The following is an 18003-nucleotide window of genomic DNA, read 5'->3' on the forward strand; positions in this document are numbered from 1 at the left end:
CGCTGTTTTCCCTGTCTACAGCCCCCGGCCCGGCAATCAACCCTGGCGTTGCTCACGGCTGGGTTCGTAACCCGGCCGCGGCACCAGTCCCATCAGGCTCTGCGACAGCCCGCCATCCACCACGATCTCCTGCCCGGTGATATAGCGCGCCCGGTCGCTGGCCAGGAAGAGCGCCGCATCGGCCATGTCCTCGGGCGTGCCGATCCGCCCGGCCGGCACCATAGCCTCTCGCGCGCGCTTCACCTCGGGGTCGGCGTAGAAGGCGTCCGACATCGGTGTCAGCACCAGGCCGGGGCTGACCGTGTTGGCCCGGATCCCGCGTGGCCCCCATTCGTAGGCCATCTGCCGCACCATCATTGCCACCGCCGCCTTGCTGACGCTGTAGGCGCCCGACATCGGCTGCGGCTGGCTCGCCGAGATGGAGGCGATCTGCACCACCGCGCCGCCGCCCCTGGAAGCCATCTGCTGGGCAAAGGCCTGCGCGACCCAAAGGCTGCCGGTAAGGTTGACCCGCAGCATGGCTCCCCAGTCGGCCTCGCTCACCCGTTCGAGCGGGGCGGGCCGCAGGATGCCGGCATTGTTCACCACCACATCCGCGCCGCCGAAACGCGCCGCCACGGTCGCGGCCACCTCGGCGACAGCTTCGCGGTCGCTGATATCGCAGTCGAGGCCGAGCGCGGTTTCTCCGCCCGGATCGAGCGCCGAGGCCACCGCCTGCGCCACCCCGACGCCGCGATCGAGCGCCACGACCCGCGCGCCCTCGCGATGAAAGGCGGCAAGGCAGGCGCGCCCGATCCCGCCCGAACCACCGGTCACCACGACGCATTTGCCCGCAAGACCCAGCCAGCTCATCGCGCGGCGCTCCGTGGCAGCCCGGCGAGATGGCGGCCGGTGATATATCCGAAGGTCATCGCCGGGCCCAGCGTGATGCCCGCGCCGGGATAGTTCCCGCCCATGATCGAGGCGCGGTCGTTGCCCACGGCATAGAGGCCGGGGATTGGCCGGGCACCGGTGTCGAGCACCTGGCCCTCGACCGTCGTCTGCAGCCCGTCGAAGGTGCCGAGATCGCCCATCACCAGTTTCAGGGCATAGAACGGTCCGGTTTCGATCGGCCCCACCGCCGGGTTGGGCCGATGGTCCGGGTCGGCGAGATAGCGGTTGAACGCGCTGCGCCCTCGGTGAAAGGCCGGGTCCTCGCCCTTTCGTGCGCCGATGTTGTAGGTGCTGACGGTCTCTTCCAGCCCCGCCGGGTCGATGCCGCAGGCACGGGCGAGTTCGCCGAGGGTGCGCCCGGTCTGCAGATATCCATTGGCGAGGTAGCGGCGCAGCGGCACCGGCGCGGGCTTGGCGAAACCGAGGCCGTATCTGCGGATCGTCGGGCGGTCGGCGATCAGCCAGCAGGCGGTTTCCTCGGACTCCTCGCAGGCGGCGATCAGCGCGGCGCCGACGTCGTGATAACTCTCGCTCTCGTTGGTGAAGCGCCGGCCCGAGCGCAGCACGGCGATGATGCCCGGCTTGTAGCGGTCCAGAAGGTGGGGGAAGGGCGTGTATCTGCCGCCGCCGACGGGCACTTTCGAGACCGGCATCCAGGCCGAGGGGCTGGCAAGCCGCGTCTCGAATTTGCCGCCAACCGCGGTGGCGAGGTCGATGCCGTCGCCCGTATTGCCCTTGGGCACGGGCGAGACATGCTCGCCCCCCCGCCGCAGGTGCGGATAGGCGTGGCGGATGCGGTCGAGATCCTGCGCGAAGCCGCCGGCGGCCAGCACGACCCCCTTGCGCGCGGCGATACGCAGGCGGCGGCCGCCGGTCTCCACGATGGCTCCCTGCACGGCGCCGTCCTCGAAGATCAGCTCTCGTGCCGGGCAATCGGTGTGAATCGGAATGCCGAGGTCGAAACAACTCTTCGCGAGCCGGGCCGCCAGGGCGTTGCCCGAGGTCACCTTGGTGCCCCGGCCGTGGCGCAGGACCTCGAGGCCGTGGGCGATCAGCCGGCGGGCGACATAGGTGAAGGAGGTCAGGGATTTGGTGGCATTGAAGAAATGCTTGATGTCGGCATTCGAGGAATTGAACATCATGCCCATGAAGGTGATCGTCGAAAGCGGCGGGCGCAGTCGGCGGATGTCAGCGCCCAGCGCCGAGGTGTCGAACGGCGCGGCAAGGACCGAGCGGCCGACGTCGACACCGCCCGGCACGTCGGGGTGGTAGTCGGGGTAGAGCGTCGGCACGAAGGACACCGCGGTTTCAGTCTCGAAGAAGTCGAGCATCTCGGGCCCGGCATCGAGAAAGGCGTCGACCGCCTCGGCCTCGTAGAAATTGCCGGTCTCGTTCTTGAGATATTCAAGCGCCGCCGCGCGGCTGTCTTGTCCGGCGCAGATCCGGTTGCCGGGAATCCAGAGCACGCCGCCGGAAAAGGCGGTGGTGCCGCCGAAGACCGGCTCCTTCTCGACGATGATCGCCTTCAGCCCGTTCTTCGCCGCCGTGATCGCCGTCGACATGCCTCCTGCGCCCGATCCGATCACCAGGACGTCGCAGGTCTGGTCTTCCTTCAGTCTCACGGACATGGCGGTACTCCCTCTGCGCGATCCGGTGGCTCTCCTCGCGAGGGACAGTTGCATTTCGCCGTGCGGGATCGAATGGACCAAGGCCGGGATTTATTGCACAATTCGTGAAAGCGCGCAGGGAGGAGTGAGTCCGCGCGCGGGGAGGGGAGAGTGATGGCGCAGTCCAGGATGGCGGCGATTCCGCGATATTATCTCTACGGCGACCAGGTGAGCGACGTTGAGCTGAACTTCATCCACGTCGAACCGATCCGCGAAAGAAGCGGCGCGCATGATTGGACAATTCGCGCCCACGCCCATCCGGATCATCATCAGATCCTGCTGGTCGACCGTGGCGGTGGCGAAATCGTGATCGAGGGGCAGACCTATGCCATCCCGACCGGCAGCCTGGTGATCGTTCCGGCCGCGATGGTGCACGAGATCCGCTTCGGCCCCGATACCGACGGGATCGTGGTTACGGTGGCGACGGCTTATGCGACCTCGGTTTCGCAGGGCGACAAGCGGCTGCTCGAGGCGGTCGACCACCCCGGCGTCTATCCGATCGCCGGCACGGGCGTCAGCGCCGAGGCCCTGGGCGATGCCTTCGAATGGCTGAACCGCGAATACATCTGGTCGGCCCCGGCCCGGCGGCTGGCGGTAATGTCGCATTTCCTGCGCATCCTCGTGGCGGCGGTGCGCCTGCGGGGCGAACATCTGCGCACCGTCACCTCGGCCCGCGACCGTGACTACGATATCCTCATGCGGTACCGCGAGCTGGTGGAGCGCAACTTCCGCCGCGAGAAGGCGATGGATTTCTACGCCGGCGAGATCGGTGTCAGCGCGCAGCGGCTGAACCAGGCCTGCAAGGCACGGTCGGGCAAGACGGCGTCTGAGATCCTGCATGAACGCGCGATCATCGAGGCCAAGCGCTGCCTGCTCTACATGGAGATGACGGTGGCCGAGATCGGCTATGACTTGGGTTTCGACGACCCGGCCTATTTCTCGCGCTTCTTTTCGCAGCGGGTCGGTCAACCTCCGGGCGCCTATCGCGCGCAGCACACGGGCGAGGGGGCAAGCGGATAGTGCAAGGGATCGGCGGTTCTCTCCATTCCGCCTTGGCGCCTCTGCGGGCAGGGTGCCGGGGCGAAGGAGTGCGTGCGGATGATCTATGAACTGAGGGCCTATGACCTGCTTCCGGGCAAGGGGCCGCAATACCTCGATCACTTCCGGCAGGACGGGGTGCAATATGTGACGCGGCATCTGCCGATGGCGGGCTACTGGCTGACCGACAGCGGCAGCCTAAACCGGCTCTATCACCTCTGGATCTACACCAGCCTCGACGAGCGGCTGGCCTGCCGGGCCGGGCTGGCCGGGGATGCCGACTGGAACGACGGTTTCGTTCCGAAGGGCTTTCCGCTGATCGTTGCGCAGCGCAACATGCTGATGGAGCTGAACGAGGACTCCGCCGCGCTGGCGGCGGTTCGTGACGCACGCAAGCAGGTTCATCCAGGGCAGGCGGCATCAAGCGCGATGTTCGAGCCGGGCTATCTGTCGCTGACCTTCGGCGAAGGGCGGGTCGCGGGGGCGGAATGTCTCGGGCGCTGGCGCGTCGTCTCGGGCGAGGCACCGGGCACTTCGGTCACGCTCTGCCGTCACGCGATGGATGCGCCCTTGGCGGCGGTGGGGGAGGTGCAGCGCCACGAACTCCTCCGCGCGCTCTCCTGTTCGCCCCTGCGCTAGCCCGAAGGCGAGCCAGCCGCGCCGAAGGCCACCCAGCCGGCATCGACGCTCAGAACCGAGCCGGTGATGCCCGAGGCGGCGGGGGAGGCGAGGAAATAGATCGCCTCGGCGATCTCGGTAGGCTCCAGCATCCGTCCCAGCGGCGTGCGCGCGACGATGCCGGCAGGGTCGAGTAGCCCGTCGGCGATCAGCTTTTCGACAAGCTCGGTGCGCACATAGCCCGGCGCCACCGCGTTGACGCGCACGCCGACAGCCCCCCATTCAGCCCCCATCGAGCGGGTCATCGAGACGATGCCCGCCTTCGCCGCGCCATAGGCGTTGCGCCGGGGCAGGCCGGTCAGCGCCGCGATCGAGGCCAGGTTCACGATGGCCCCGCCGCCCTGCGCGATCATCGCGGCAGCAGCCGTGCGCGACATCAGGAAGGTGCCGGTCAGGTGAACGTCGAGTACGTTGCGGAAATGCGCCGCGCCCTGTTCCAAAGTGGGCGCGGCGGTGTCGCCGATCCCGACGTTGTTCACCAGCGCATCCAGCCGACAGAAGCGCTCGGTCACGGCGGCCACCGCCTCGGCAACGGCGGCTTCATCGGTCACGTCGCAGGCGAGACCGAGGTGGCCTTCGCCAAGCTCGGCCGCACGCCGCAGTGCGGCTTCGCCGTCACGGTCGGCGATGGCGACGCGGTGGCCGCGCTCGGCGAACAGGCGGGCGGTGCTCCAGCCGATACCGGCGGCGGCGCCGGTGGTCAGCACGGTCCTGCGGTGGTCTGCCTGCGGCATCTGCGCCTCCCTCCGGTCAGTTCATCAGGTTGGGCAGCAACAGGACGAGGTCTGGGAACAGCACGATGATCGCGATGATGAAGATCTCTCCGACCAGGAAGGGCGCGACGCCGCGAAAAACGCTTTCCAGCGGAATGTCGGGTCGGATGCCGTTCACGACATAGCAGTTGAGGCCGACCGGGGGCGTCACGACCCCCACCTCGATGAGCTTGACCAGCAGGATGCCGAACCAGATCGGGTCATAGCCTAGTCCGACGATGGCCGGGAAGACCACGGGCAGCGTCAGCATCATCATCCCCAGCCCGTCGAGGATCATGCCCATCAGCAGATACATTACGATGATCCCGATCAGGATCATCCAGCGCGGCACGTCGAGGCTGACGATCAGGTCGGTCACGCTGGCGGGCAGGCCGGTGAAGGCAAGGAAGCGCACGAAGATGAGAACGCCCCAGATCACCATGAAGATCATGACTGTGGTGCGCACGGTATCGAGCAGGCCGTTGTGGAAGTCCTTCAGACCGATCCGCTTGAACAGCGCCATCCCCAGGATGATCGCGGTCGCCACGCCGGCCGATTCCGTCGGGGTCATCCAGCCGAGGTAGATGCCGCCCAGGATAACCCCGACCACGGCGAAGACGCCTCCGACCTGCGGCAGGGCCCGGATCTTCTCCATGAAGGTGGTGCTGGGCTCCAGCGGCGCGAGGCCGGGGTTGAGCTTGACGACGACGGTGATGACGAAGAGGTAGACGATCATCGACAGCAGGCCCGGCAGCAGCCCTGCCATCAGCAGCTTGGCCACCGACTGCTCCACGATGATGCCGTAAATGACCAGGATGGCCGAAGGCGGGATCAGCGCGGCCAGGGTGCCGCCCACGGCCACCACGCCGGCCGCGAGCCGGCTGTCATAGCCGTGCGCCTCCATCTCGGGCAGGGCCAGCCGGGTGAACACCGCGGTCGAGGCGGTGCTGGCGCCCGACACCGCCGCGAAGCCGGCCGAGGCGAAGATGGTCGCCGTCGCCAGCCCTCCCGGTGCTCGCCCGACCCACTTGCGCGCGGCGTCATAGGCCGAGGTGGTGATCCCCGCGTGCATGGCGAGGAATCCTATGGTGATGAAGAGCGGCAGCACGCTCAGCGCGTAATGGCCCGAATTGGCATAGGGAATGATGCCCGAGAGTCCCGTCGCGACGGTCGGATTGCGCAGGATCATCATCCCGACGATACCGGTGAAGGCCGAGGCATAGGCCACCGGCACCCCGATGACGACCAGAATGACCAGCACAGCGATGCCGAGATAGCCCAGGGTGATCGGATCCATGATGTCGGCCTTATTCGTAGGGGGCGGTTTCGAGGGCATCCACCGATTGCCCGAAGATCGCGGAGCTGTCGTCGGGGCGCAGCGCCAGGCGCAGCGCCTCGACCAGCTGGAGCAGCAGGCGAAGGCCGAGCAGGGCCAGCGATCCGGTGACGATGGCGATGCCCGGCCAGAGCGGGATGCCGATCTCGGGCGTGTCGCCGCCGTTGTTCCAGGACCGCATGAGGTTGAGCCAACTGCCCTTGGTCAGCACCACCACCACGAAGAGGGCGATGCCAAGCGCGAAGACCTCGCTCAGCCATTTCCCGCGCCCGCGCGTGCGGTCGCTCAGCAGGGTCATGCGGACATTGCCGAAATGGCTTTGGCCATAGGCCACGCCCAGGGTAACCAGAGCGACCATCAACTGTTCGATGATGTCGATCGAGCCGCGGACAGGGTGGTTGAACAGGCCCCGGCCCAGCACTTCGGCGCAGACCAGGGTCATCAGGACAAGGATCAGCAGCCCCGCCACCAGTGCGGCGGAAACTTCGATTCGGCCCAGCAGTCGGTTGGCGACGGCAACAAGGTTCTTCACGGGCGCCTCCCTGGCGGTGTGGTTCGGCGGGGCGGACCCCGCCGAACCGGTTCCTTACTGCCCGGCACGGGCCTTTTCGGCCTCGGAGAGGATCATGTCGAACAGCTCCTGGCCGGGAATGCCCTTGGCGGTGACGTCGTCGATCCAGCTCTGCCAGCTCGGCTTGACGGCGGCTTCGAGGGCGGCCTTGACGTCATCCGTCAGCGGCACCCGCTTGAGACCGCGCGCGTCGAATTCGGCCTCGTTCGCCTTGTCGATCTCGGCATAGGCGGCGATTTGGTGCGCGTAGGCCAGAACCACGGCTTCGGCCAGCAGCGCCTTGTACTGCTCGGGCAGGGCGTTGTAGGCGTCGGTGTTCGCCGCGACGGTGCACTGGATGGTGCCGAGGTTCCAGGCGTCGGTCACCCAGGTCGACAGCTCGTGAAAGCGATAGGCGACAAAGGCATAGGTGTAGGGATAGACGATCCCGTCGATCACGCCGCGCTCGAGCGAGTTGTAGAGATCGGGGGCGGGCATGGTCGAGGGCACGGCGCCCAGCGACTCCATCAGCGCGGCATGGCCGCCCGAGGCGTTGACCCGCACGCCGCTCCAATCGGCGAGCTTGGCCGGAATCTCGCCCTTGCCCATGATCTCGTAGTTCGGCATCAGCGCCGACATGATGGGCGTGGCGTTCCACTTGTCCCATTCCGCTTTGACGGCCGGGTGCTTGAGGTATTCGCCATAGACCTTGTACTGCACCTCGAAGCTCGGCAGCGGCAGGAAGGCCTGGCTGAGGCCCATCGAGGCCGGGGTCTTGTCAGGGTGGTAGAAGGGGCAGACCGTCGCCGCTTCGAAGGCGCCGAGCTGCAGGCCGTCGATGTTCTCCTTCGGATCGGACAGGACGCCGCCATACTGCAGGTCGAGTTCGAAATTGCCGTCGGTCTTGCGGGCGAGTTCCTCTTTCAGGCCCTCGACGCCCTCGGTGAAGCCGCGCCGCGCGCCCCAGAGCGAGACCAGCCATTTGACCTTGGGTCCTTCGACCTCGGCCGCCTGGGCCGCGCCGGGCGCAAAGGCCGCCGTGGTGGTCAGCGCCGTGGCAAAGGCCGCGGTCAGGCCAAGCGTGCGGATCGTAATGTCACTCTTCATGGTATCCTCCCTATCGATGACATGAATTTCCGTGTTGCGGGTCGGCGGCTGCCTTGGGGCTGGCCGCCGGTTCCTCCTTCATTCCCGCCCGATCGCCCTTTCCGCAGGGCGCTGCCGCCTCCTGGCCCTGACGGGTGCATTGCTGCGCAGGGTTTCAAGAAACGGGTCCGGCCTGAATGGAGAAAGGCGGGAATTAATTGGATTATTCGATTGCCCTGCGTGGCTGGCTGAATGTCGTGAATGGCCGGAACGAAGTGCTATTTCTGTTCTTTTATTGAAAGGCGGGGCGTCCCCATGGTTGGGGTGGTTTTCTATAATTGCACAATCTGCATGTTTCACTGCGCGTGCCTCCGCCTAGCCGTCAGCGGTGCCGGAACTGGGGCGGGCGCTTCTCGACGAAGGCGCTCATGCCTTCGAGGCGGTCCTCGGTGGCGAAAGTCGCATAGAGCAGGCGGCGTTCCAGGTGGATGCCGGCCGAGAGTTGGGTCTCGTAAGCCTGGTTCACCGCCTCCTTGGCCAGCCGCAAGATTGGGCGCGACGAGCGGGCGATCTGACGGGCCAACGCCATCGCGTCCTCCAGGTGGGTCGCAACGGGCGAGACCCGGCTGACGAGGCCGCGGGCCAGCGCCTCTTCGGCGTCGATGGTACGGCCCGAAAGGATCATGTCCATCGCCACCGCCTTGCCGACGATCCGGGTCAGGCGCTGGGTGCCACCGGCGCCGGGAATGACGCCGATGCGGGTTTCCGGCAGGGCGAAGCGGGCGGTGTCGGCGGCGATGATGATATCGCACATCAGCGCCAGTTCGCAGCCGCCGCCCACCGCATGGCCGGCCACGGCGGCGATCAGCGGCTTGCGGCAGCGCGAGGCACGTTCCCAGGTCGCGGTTATGAGCTGCTGCTCATAAGCCTCGGCCGAGGTCATGTGCTGGATTTCCTTGATATCCGCGCCGGCCGCGAAGGCCCGTTCGTTCCCGGTGAGGACGATGACGTGGATCGCCAGGTCGGCCTCGAAGGCGTCGAGGGCCGCGCTCAGTTCGGAGGTGATCTGGTGGTTCAGCGCGTTAAGTGCGTCCGGACGATTCAGCCGGATCAGCGCGACCGGACCGTCGATTTCGGTCAGCACCGTGGAGAAGGATGGGGCCGTCATGCCGCTGCCTCAATCCGGGCTGCGGCGGTTCCGGCGCGAACTGAGGTCGCGCGGCGACGGGTTGCAAAAGTTGCGGTCATTCGAAGGTCCTCCCTCGAAAGAATGTAAATAGATTGTCATAAAAATGCAAGACGCATGAAGGTGGACCGCTTGGTGGGTGCTGCCGTGGTGTCCATTTGTCCAGAAATATTGGACAAATGGCGGTTCCACGGCGGCATCCGGAAGGGTCGCGCTTCGTTCATCAAAAGATGTGTGTGGCAATATGTTGTTGGGTGAGTCGCTCTTCTGTTCGCACGACTCACCCGCGCCTCGACAGGCGCGCGGGGATGCCAGCCGCAGTGAGGGTCAGATGTCGCCGCTGTCCTGGTCGAGCTGCTTCATGTTGTTCAGCAGCTTGTCGAGGTAGTGGATCAGGTGGATCTTGTCGGTGGTCGAGAACCCGGCCAGCGCTTCGTCGTAATAGTCCGAGATGCGCGCGCTCATGTCCGTGCTCCACAGGTGGCGGCCGTGTGAAGTGAGGCGAATCAGCCGGCTGCGGCTGTCGTGCGGCGAGACCGTCCGCTCGATCATGCCGTCGCGTTCGAGCCGGGCCAGGATGCCGGTCAGGTTCTGGCGGCTCACCATCAGGAAGCGGGTCAGCTCACCCACGGCGATGCCGTTCTCGGCGCCCTTGCGCGCCAGGGCCCCGATCACCGCCCATTGTTGGGTGGTAATATGCAGCTCGTCCAGCGCCTTGGTTCCGCTTTTGTGCATCAGGTTCGCGGATTGGTACAGCCGGAAGAAGACCCGGTTTGCCAGGTCATCGACTTTCGACTGGGGGGGGAACTGAGGCGCTTCAGTCATGATTGCCAATACTTCCGGGGATTTCACCGGCAAGTCAATGGCCGCCCCGTCGCAGGCGGATTAATGACAACTACTTGACATAACTCATGGCGAGTCGTAGTCAGGATCATGTCAAGCTGAGGAGGCGCGACACGAGGGGAGGCAAGGGAATGCGCGTCATCGCGTGCTGTTCCGGGCTTGAATCGCTTCGCGCAATATCCAGAGGAGGATCCCGTGAGAGGATTGAAAGGTAAAACTGTTGTCGTAACCGGCGGTGGCGGCGGCATTGGTGCGGCAACCTGCCTGCGTTTTGCGGAAGAGGGGGCAGCGGTTGCCGTCGTCGATCTGAACGAAGCTGCGGCCAAGGCCGTCGCCGATCAGATCGCGGCGACAGGCGGCAAGGCCCTCGCGGTGGCGGTCGACCTGACCGATGCCGAGGCCACCGCGCGGGCGGTCGAGCGCATCGAGGCCGACCTCGGCGCGATTGACGTGCTGGTCAACGGAGTTGGCTGGGATGTCTTCACGCCCTTCCTCAAGAGCGGCCCCGACTTCTGGTCCAAGATCATCGACATCAACCTGCGCGGCGTGCTGAACATCACCCATCCGGTGCTGTCGCGCATGGCCGAGCGGCGCTCGGGCCGCATCGTCTCGCTGGCCTCGGATGCTGCGCGCGGCGGGTCGTCGGGCGAAAGCGTCTATGCCGCCTGCAAGGCCGGCGTCGTCGCCTTCTCCAAGACCATCGCCCGCGAACATGCCCGCCAGGGGATCTCGGCCAATGTGGTCTGCCCCGGTGTCACCGAGACCGGCATGCTCGAGGCCTTCATGGAATCCGCCGGCGACAAGGAAAAGCTGCGCGCGGCCTTTACCAAGGCGGTGCCGATGGGGCGGCTGGGCAAGCCCGGCGACCTGCCCGGCGCAATAGCCTTTTTCGCAAGCGATGATGCCGGGTTCATCACCGGCCAGGTGCTGTCGGTCTCCGGCGGCCTGACCATGCACGGCTGAGGGAGGCCACCATGACCTATGAAGACATCCTCTACCAAGTGAAGGACGGTGCGGCCTGGATCACCATCAACCGCCCCGAGAAATACAACGCCTTCCGCGGCCAGACCTGCGAAGAGCTGATCCACGCCTTCAACAAGGCGGGCTGGGACAAGTCGGTGGGCGTCATCGTGCTGACCGGCGCGGGCGACAAGGCCTTCTGCACGGGCGGCGACCAGTCGGCGCATGAAGGCCAATACGACGGGCGCGGCACCATCGGCCTGCCGATGGAGGACCTGCATTCGATCATGCGCGACGTGCCCAAGCCGGTGATTGCACGGGTCCAGGGCTTTGCCATCGGCGGCGGCAACGTGCTGGCGACGATCTGTGACATGACCATCGCCAGCGAAAAGGCGGTGTTCGGCCAGGTCGGCCCGAAGGTCGGCTCGGTCGATCCGGGCTATGGCACCGCCTTCCTCGCCCGCGTCGTGGGCGAGAAGAAAGCCCGCGAGATCTGGTACATGTGCCGCCGCTACTCGGCGCAGGAAGCCCTCGAGATGGGACTGGCGAACAAGGTGGTCCCCCATGACCAGCTCGATGCCGAGGTCGACGCCTGGTGCGCCGAGATCATGGAGAAGTCGCCCACCGCGCTGGCCCTGGCCAAGCGCAGCTTCAACATGGACACCGAGCATCAGCGCGGCATCGCCGGGCTCGGGATGCTGGGCCTGTCGCTCTACTACGACACCGACGAGAGCAAGGAAGGCGGCGTCGCCTTCCGGGAAAAACGCAAGCCGGATTTCCGCAAGTTTGCCAAGTAAGAGACCGGCCGCCGCGCCCGCTGGGCCCGGCGGCCGATCCGACGCGCAGGTGAGGACGCCATGAGAACGATTTTCGACACCGAGGAACTGGACCAGATCCGCGAACTGGCGCGCAAGTTCGCGCAGGAGCGGGTGGCGCCCGGCTACCTGGCCCGCGAAAAGGCGGGCCGCTTCGACATGGAGCTGCTGCGCGAGATGGGCGGGCTGGGGCTGATCGCCCCCGAACTCCCCGAGGAATTCGGCGGCATGGGGGCCGAGTTCCTCTATTCCGGCGTCATCATCGAAGAGATCGCGCGCGCCGATTTCAACTTCGGCTATGCCTCGCTGCTGGCCTCGCTGAACGGGCAGATCCTGCGCCAGTTCGCGGCGCCCGAGGTTGCGCGCGACTGGCTGCCGGGGCTGACCGCGGGCGAACACATGCTGGCCATCGCCCTGACCGAACCCAAGGGCGGATCGGACGCCGCCAATCTTGGCCTGCGGATGGAGCGTGATGGCAGCCATTACATCATCAACGGCGAAAAGACCTCGATCTCGGCCAACCAGATCGCCAAGGGCGTGGTCACCTTCGCCCGCACCGGCCGTCCCGAGGACCGGGCGAAGGGCGTTTCGGCGGTGCTGATCCCGCTCGACCTGCCGGGGATCACCACCTCGAAGTTCGACAACTGCGGGCAGAACTCGGTCGGCCACGGCTCGATCTGGTTCGACAACGTCCGGGTGCCGGCGGAATACCTGCTGGGCGACGAGGGCAAGGGCTTTGCCCAGGTCATGCAGGGCTTCGACTTCTCGCGCTCGCTGATCGGGATGCAATGCGTCGGCACGGCGCGGCAAAGCCTGGACGAGACCTGGGCCTATATTACCGAGCGGCAGGCCTTCGGCAAACCGCTGGCCGCCTTCCAGGGCGTGACCCACCAGCTGGCCGATTTCGACACCCGGATCGAGGCGGCGCGGCTGATGTCGATGAACGCGCTCTGGCTCAAGGACCGCGGGCTGCCCCACACCACCGAGGCGGCGATGACCAAGTGGTGGCCGCCGCTGCTGGCCTACGAGGCGATCCACGCCTGCCTGCTGATCCACGGCCACGCCGGCTATTCCGGCGACCTGCCGTTCCAGCAGCGCCTGCGCGACGTGCTGGGCCTGCAGATCGGCGACGGCACCGCGCACATCATGAAGAACATCATCGCCCGCGAGCGCGCGGGCCGGGCTGTGACGGCCGCCTGAGCGCGGCCGCGGGGGCGCGCTGGGAGGCGCGGCAAACGGAGGAGGAAAAACAATGGAATTCGATGCTGTCCTGATCGAACCGCGGATCAGGGAGATGACCGAGAAGGGCTTCTGGCACGGCAAGACCGTCAACGACTATTTCGACGCCTGCCTCGCAGCCTGCCCGGACAAGCCGGCGCTGACCTCGATTGTCGTCTCTACGGGCGAGCGCCGTGACCTCACCTGGGCCGAACTCGACGTGCTGGCCAACCGCGCGGCGGTCGGCCTGTCGCGGCTCGGGGTGGGGCGCAACGACGTCGTGTCCTGCCAGCTGCCTAACGGCTGGCGCTTTGTTGCGACCTACCTGGGTTGCGCGCGGCTGGGTGCTGTGTTCAACCCGGTGATGCCCATATTCCGCGCCCGTGAGTTGACCTTCATGCTGCGCCATGGCGAGGCGAAGGTCTTCGTCATCCCCAAGCTGTTCCGCGGTTTCGATCACGAAGCGATGGCCGAGGGAATGCGCTCCGAACTGCCTGATCTGAAGCATGTCCTTGTTGAGGGCGGCGAGGGCGCGCGCGATCTTGACGCGGCGCTCTTCGATCCGGCGCTGGACGCCGAGCCGGAGATGGCCCGCATCACGACCGAGAACCGCCCCGATGCCAACGCGGTCTGCCAACTGATCTACACCTCGGGCACCACGGGCGAGCCCAAGGGCGTGATGCATACCGCCAACACCATGTATGCCAACCTCGTCCCCTATGCAGAGCGGCTGAAGCTCGGGGCCGATGACGTGGTGCTGATGGCCTCGCCGATGGCGCATCAGACCGGCTTCATGTACGGCCTGCTGATGCCGGTGCAGCTGCAGGCGCGGGCGGTGCTGCTGGACAGCTGGGACAAGGCGCTGGCCGCGCGCGTCGTGGCCGAGGACGGCTGTACTTTCACCATGGCCTCGACCCCCTTCCTGCTCGACCTGGCGAATGCGGTCGAGGAGGGCGGCACCGACAGCTCGTCGCTGCGCACCTTCCTTTGCGCCGGCACCGCCATTCCCGGCCCGGCGGTGGAGCGCGCGCGTGCGGTCATGGGCACCAAGATCGTCTCGGCCTGGGGCATGACCGAGAATGGCGCGGTGACGCTGACCAACCTCGACGATCCTGACGAACGGTCGATCCACTCTGACGGCTACCCGCTGGCGGGGATGGAAACACAAATACGCACCGCCGACGGTCGGATCGCCGAACCGCACGAGGAAGGCGAACTGTTCGTGCGCGGCTGTTCGAACTTCGGCGGCTATCTCAAGCGTCCGCAGTGGAACAACGTCGACGCCGATGGCTGGTTCGACACCGGCGACATCGCGCGGGCGGACGAGCGGGGCTATATCCGCATCTGCGGCCGGTCCAAGGACATCATCATCCGCGGCGCCGAGAACATCCCCGTGGTCGAGGTCGAAAGCGCGCTGTTCAAGCACCCCGCCGTCGCCTCGGTCGCCATCGTCGGCTATCCGGACGACCGGCTTGGCGAACGGGCCTGCGCCTTTGTCGTGCCGAAACCGGGGCACAGCCTGACCTTCGAAGAGATGCAGGCCGTGCTGGCCGCAAACAACTTCTCCAAGACCTACTGGCCCGAACGGCTGGAGCTGCGCGAGGCGCTGCCCGCGACCGCCTCGGGCAAGATCCAGAAGTTCGCGCTGCGCAAGATGCTGCGCGACGAGATGGGGCTGGCATGAGCTTTGCCGGCCGCATCGCGGTGGTCACCGGCGCGGGCGGCCCTATGGGCCGCGCCGTTGTCGACCGGCTGGTGGCCGGCGGAATCGCGGGGGTGGCGCTGACCGACATTTCCTCCCGCCGCCTCGAGGCGGCGTCGGCGGCGCTCCCCCCCGATCTGTCAGAAGTGGCGCTGCGCGCCGACGTGACGGTCGAGCAGGAGGCGGCGGCGTTTGCCGCCGCCGTTCACGACCGGCTGGGGCGGGTCGATCTGCTGGTGAACCTCGTCGGCGGCCTGCGCTCGAAGCAGCTCTACACGCCGCTTCTTGAAATTGCGCCGGAACAGTGGCGCGCCACCATGGACCTCAACGTCATGGGCACGCTGCATCTCGCCCGCGCTTTCGTGCCCGGCATGCTGGACCGGGGCTGGGGGCGCATCGTCAACCTGGCCTCCATCGTCTTCGGCGGCGAGGCGGGGCAGGCCGACTACGCCGCGGCCAAGGCGGCGGTGGCCTCGCTGACCCGCTCCATGGCGATCGAATTCGCGCCGCATGTCACCGTGAACTGCGTCGCCCCCGGCCTGACCCGCACCTCGGTGACCGAGAACATGCCGCCAGACCAGCTGGCCCGGCTGACCGGGATGGCGATGAACCCCCGCATGGCCGAACCCTCCGAGGTGGCCGACGCCATCGCCTATTTCCTGACCGACGAGGCCCGCTTCCTCACCGGCGAGATGCTGTCGGTCTCGGGCGGGATCCGGCCGCACCTGTGAGCGGCCGCGCCGTGGAACGAACGCAGAAGGACAAGCCCGACATGACGACCACCGCCCCTCTGCGGGTCCTCGAGCTGACGCGCACGATTCCCTTCGGATATTGCGACCCGGCGGGGATCATCTACACGCCCCGCGCGCTGGACCTCTGCCTCGAGGCGATCGACGATTTCTGGAAGGCGCTGCTCGACGGCAAGGGCTGGTACGAGATGAACCTCGACCTCGACCGGGGCACGCCCTTCGTCAACGTCAACATCGACTTCAAAAGCCCGATCACCGCCCGCGCCCCGCTGGCGCTGGTGGTGCGCGTCACCCATGTCGGCACCACCAGCGTGGTCTTCGAGGTCTCGGCCCGGCAGGAAGAGCGCCTCTGCTTCGTCGCCTCGCTCGCCAGCGTGATCGTGGTGAAAAGCCGGATGGCCAAGGTCGAACCCGACGACTGGCTGCGCCGCGCGCTGGACTGATCCCAACCGCGTGCCGCACAGAGGCGGGCAGGGGGCGATTGCCGATTGCAGTGGCCCCCCGTTCTGGGCGACAAGCCTGCAGGACCGCAGCCGCGAGGGGAATGCCATGGTCAAGGACGTCTTCAGCCATGTGCGCACCTGGGTGTTCGATCTCGACAACACCCTCTATCCTCCGAAAGCCCGCCTCTTCGACCAGATCGAGGTGCGGATGACGCGCTACGTGATGGACTCGCTCGGCGTCGACCGCCCCGAGGCCGACCGGCTGCGGCGGCATTACTGGGCGACCTATGGCACCACGCTTGCCGGGCTGATGCGCGAGCATGCGGTCGACCCGACGCCCTATCTGACCCATGTGCATGACATCGACTTCACCGTGCTGGAGCCCGACCCGGAGCTGGCGGCGCGGATCGGGGCGCTGCCGGGGCGGCGGATCGTCTATACCAACGGCTCTGCGCCCTATGCCGAGCAGGTGCTCTCCCATCGCGGCCTTGGCGGGCTGTTCGACGCGGTCTATGGCGTCGAGCATGCGGGCTTCCTGCCCAAGCCCGAGCAGGCCGCCTTCGAGGCGGTCTTCGCCACCGACGGCACCGATCCGACGCGGGCGGCGATGTTCGAGGACGATATCCGCAACCTCGCCGCGCCGCATGCCATGGGCATGCGCACCGTGCTGGTCACGCCCGAGCCGCAGCAGGCCGACCACGTCCACCACCACACCGACGACCTGGCCGCCTTCCTGTCGCAGTTGATCTGATCAGGCGCTGCGGCGGTCGTTCAGCGCGTGGAAGATGTGGGTGAAGGTCGCCGCGCCCAGGATCGGGATCAGCAGGTTCACCAGCGGGATCGACAGCGGCAGCGCCATCAGGACACCGGCCAGCCAGATGGTGCCGCGATGGCGGCGGCGCAGCTCCTTGGCGCGCTCGCGGCCAAGCCGACGCATCGCGGCGAGGGTGAAATACTCGCGCCCCAGCAGGAAGCCGTTCAGCGCATAGAAGATCAGCGGCCAGAGCGGGAAGACAAAGGCCGCGACGATCAGCGCGGCCACGTTCGCCGCGATCAGCACGCCCAGATAGTTGATGGTGTCGCGCAGCGCGTCGCCGAAAGGCACTTTCGGCGCGGGCGGCAGTTGCGGGTAATGCCGGTCTTCCACCGCCTGCGCGACCTCGTCGAGGAACATCGAGGTGATCGCCGAGGCGACCGGCACCATCAGGAAGAAACTCAGCACCATCATGAAGATGAACGAGGCAAAGCCGAGCAGGTCGTCCAGCCAGCGCACCTCGCCGATGATCGGGATGGTCACCGCGTCGCCGGTCAGGGCCTGCACGCCCCAGAGCAGCAGCGCATAGGCCGCGACCAGCAGCGCGAAGGTCAGCACCACGCCAAGGCCCAGCACCTTGCGGAAACGCGGGTCGCCGATCTGGCCGACGGCCAGCAGGAACGACCGAAGGATCACTCGGACACCCAGGTCGTCAGCGCCGCGATATCGGGGCGGGGCCGTTCCGGCGGGGCCGACCCCTCGGTGCCGATGTGCACGATGCCGGCAATGCGCTCGTCGGCGGCCAGGCCAAAGGCGCGTTCGCGGAAGGCGGCGTCATGCGACGGCCAGCCGGTCAGCCAGCAGGCGCCCCAGCCCGAGGCCAGCGCCGCATTGACCAGCGAGAGGCAGACGGCCCCGGCGGAATAGGTCTGTTCCAGCGGCGGGATCTTCTCCGAGGCGACCGGCTTTTCCACCACCACCACGGCCAGGTGGCCCTGGTCGTACTGCCCGCGCCCCTTGGCGATGTCCTCGTCAGACTTGCCCAGCTCGGCCCCGCGCGCGGCGGCGATATCGGCGATGCGCGCCATCGCCGCGCCCTCGATCACGATGAACCGCCAGGGCTCCAGCTTGCCGTGGTCGGGCACCCGCCCGGCGGCGGTCAGCAGCACCATCAGTTCGTCATGGCTCGGCACCGGCGCAATCAGCGTCTTGGCCGGGCGCGAGCGGCGGGTCAGCAGGAAATCGAGCGCGGCGGGATTGGGCTGCAGCATCCGGGAGGGTCCTTGTCTTGTC

At 66.9% G+C, this 18003-nt stretch carries 19 protein-coding genes; 9 read left to right on the plus strand and 10 right to left on the minus strand.

Features of this window, described 5'->3' with window-relative positions:
• Nucleotides 1-36: 36 nt before the first annotated feature.
• Nucleotides 37-852 (minus strand): SDR family NAD(P)-dependent oxidoreductase, encoded by an 816-nt coding sequence (locus tag IE266_RS09945; RefSeq protein WP_189679931.1) that lies wholly within the window; start codon nucleotides 850-852, stop codon nucleotides 37-39.
• Nucleotides 849-2561, minus strand: a complete 1713-nt coding sequence (locus tag IE266_RS09950; RefSeq protein WP_229863997.1) for an FAD-dependent oxidoreductase — start codon at nucleotides 2559-2561, stop codon at nucleotides 849-851. The genes IE266_RS09945 and IE266_RS09950 overlap by 4 nt, the downstream gene beginning before the upstream one ends.
• Before the next feature lie 153 nt (nucleotides 2562-2714).
• Between IE266_RS09950 and IE266_RS09955 the strand changes: the two genes are divergently transcribed.
• Nucleotides 2715-3620 (plus strand): helix-turn-helix domain-containing protein, encoded by a 906-nt coding sequence (locus tag IE266_RS09955; RefSeq protein WP_189679933.1) that lies wholly within the window; start codon nucleotides 2715-2717, stop codon nucleotides 3618-3620.
• 78 nt (nucleotides 3621-3698) lie between these two features.
• Complete coding sequence (locus tag IE266_RS09960) at nucleotides 3699-4277, plus strand: NIPSNAP family protein (protein ID WP_189679934.1); 579 nt, start codon at nucleotides 3699-3701, stop codon at nucleotides 4275-4277.
• Here the strand turns inward: IE266_RS09960 and IE266_RS09965 are convergent.
• The 6 genes from IE266_RS09965 to IE266_RS09990 form a co-directional block, all read right to left on the minus strand.
• Nucleotides 4274-5050 carry an SDR family NAD(P)-dependent oxidoreductase gene (locus IE266_RS09965; RefSeq protein WP_189679935.1) on the minus strand — a complete coding sequence of 259 codons (777 nt, stop codon included), beginning with the start codon at nucleotides 5048-5050 and terminating at the stop codon, nucleotides 4274-4276. The two genes, IE266_RS09960 and IE266_RS09965, sit on opposite strands and share 4 nt — an antisense overlap.
• 16 nt (nucleotides 5051-5066) lie before the next feature.
• Nucleotides 5067-6365, minus strand: coding sequence for a TRAP transporter large permease (locus IE266_RS09970; protein ID WP_189679936.1), 1299 nt, complete (start codon nucleotides 6363-6365; stop codon nucleotides 5067-5069).
• A gap of 10 nt (nucleotides 6366-6375) precedes the next feature.
• On the minus strand, nucleotides 6376-6936 hold the full coding sequence (locus IE266_RS09975) for a TRAP transporter small permease (RefSeq protein WP_189679937.1): 561 nt from the start codon (nucleotides 6934-6936) through the stop codon (nucleotides 6376-6378).
• A 54-nt stretch (nucleotides 6937-6990) separates the two neighbouring features.
• Entirely contained in the window at nucleotides 6991-8061 is a 1071-nt protein-coding gene (gene dctP, locus IE266_RS09980; RefSeq protein WP_189679938.1) for a TRAP transporter substrate-binding protein DctP, read from the minus strand.
• A 361-nt stretch (nucleotides 8062-8422) separates the two neighbouring features.
• Nucleotides 8423-9208 (minus strand): enoyl-CoA hydratase-related protein, encoded by a 786-nt coding sequence (locus IE266_RS09985; RefSeq protein ID WP_189679939.1) that lies wholly within the window; start codon nucleotides 9206-9208, stop codon nucleotides 8423-8425.
• Between the two features lie 345 nt (nucleotides 9209-9553).
• Complete coding sequence (locus IE266_RS09990; protein WP_229863999.1) at nucleotides 9554-9961, minus strand: MarR family winged helix-turn-helix transcriptional regulator; 408 nt, start codon at nucleotides 9959-9961, stop codon at nucleotides 9554-9556.
• A 303-nt stretch (nucleotides 9962-10264) separates the two neighbouring features.
• Between IE266_RS09990 and IE266_RS09995 the strand changes: the two genes are divergently transcribed.
• From IE266_RS09995 to IE266_RS10025, 7 genes are all read left to right on the plus strand, one after another.
• Complete coding sequence (locus tag IE266_RS09995) at nucleotides 10265-11032, plus strand: SDR family NAD(P)-dependent oxidoreductase (protein ID WP_189679941.1); 768 nt, start codon at nucleotides 10265-10267, stop codon at nucleotides 11030-11032.
• 11 nt (nucleotides 11033-11043) lie between these two features.
• Nucleotides 11044-11826 (plus strand): 2-ketocyclohexanecarboxyl-CoA hydrolase, encoded by a 783-nt coding sequence (gene badI / locus IE266_RS10000; RefSeq protein WP_189679942.1) that lies wholly within the window; start codon nucleotides 11044-11046, stop codon nucleotides 11824-11826.
• A gap of 60 nt (nucleotides 11827-11886) precedes the next feature.
• The gene (gene aliB / locus IE266_RS10005; RefSeq protein WP_189679943.1) at nucleotides 11887-13044 is read left to right on the plus strand and encodes a cyclohexanecarboxyl-CoA dehydrogenase; all 1158 of its coding nucleotides are present in this window, start codon (nucleotides 11887-11889) and stop codon (nucleotides 13042-13044) included.
• Nucleotides 13045-13096: 52 nt separating this feature from the next.
• Nucleotides 13097-14746: a cyclohexanecarboxylate-CoA ligase gene (aliA, locus tag IE266_RS10010; RefSeq protein WP_189679944.1), complete on the plus strand. Its 1650-nt coding sequence runs from the start codon at nucleotides 13097-13099 to the stop codon at nucleotides 14744-14746.
• Nucleotides 14743-15495, plus strand: a complete 753-nt coding sequence (locus IE266_RS10015) for an SDR family NAD(P)-dependent oxidoreductase (RefSeq protein ID WP_189679945.1) — start codon at nucleotides 14743-14745, stop codon at nucleotides 15493-15495. The genes aliA and IE266_RS10015 overlap by 4 nt, the downstream gene beginning before the upstream one ends.
• A 41-nt stretch (nucleotides 15496-15536) precedes the next feature.
• On the plus strand, nucleotides 15537-15956 hold the full coding sequence (locus tag IE266_RS10020; RefSeq protein WP_189679946.1) for an acyl-CoA thioesterase: 420 nt from the start codon (nucleotides 15537-15539) through the stop codon (nucleotides 15954-15956).
• A gap of 106 nt (nucleotides 15957-16062) precedes the next feature.
• A complete protein-coding gene (locus IE266_RS10025) occupies nucleotides 16063-16707 on the plus strand; it encodes a pyrimidine 5'-nucleotidase (RefSeq protein WP_189679947.1) in 645 nt (214 codons plus the stop codon).
• Here IE266_RS10025 and IE266_RS10030 read toward each other — a convergent pair whose 3' ends face one another.
• Together IE266_RS10030 and IE266_RS10035 are read right to left on the minus strand one after the other, a co-directional pair.
• Nucleotides 16708-17406 carry an EI24 domain-containing protein gene (locus tag IE266_RS10030; protein WP_189679948.1) on the minus strand — a complete coding sequence of 233 codons (699 nt, stop codon included), beginning with the start codon at nucleotides 17404-17406 and terminating at the stop codon, nucleotides 16708-16710.
• Nucleotides 17403-17981, minus strand: a complete 579-nt coding sequence (locus IE266_RS10035) for a nitroreductase family protein (protein ID WP_189679949.1) — start codon at nucleotides 17979-17981, stop codon at nucleotides 17403-17405. Before IE266_RS10035 ends, IE266_RS10030 begins: the two co-directional genes overlap by 4 nt.
• Between the last annotated feature and the right edge of the window lie 22 nt (nucleotides 17982-18003).

It is taken from the genome of Seohaeicola zhoushanensis, from assembly GCF_014656415.1.
Taxonomy (GTDB): domain Bacteria; phylum Pseudomonadota; class Alphaproteobacteria; order Rhodobacterales; family Rhodobacteraceae; genus Seohaeicola_A; species Seohaeicola_A zhoushanensis.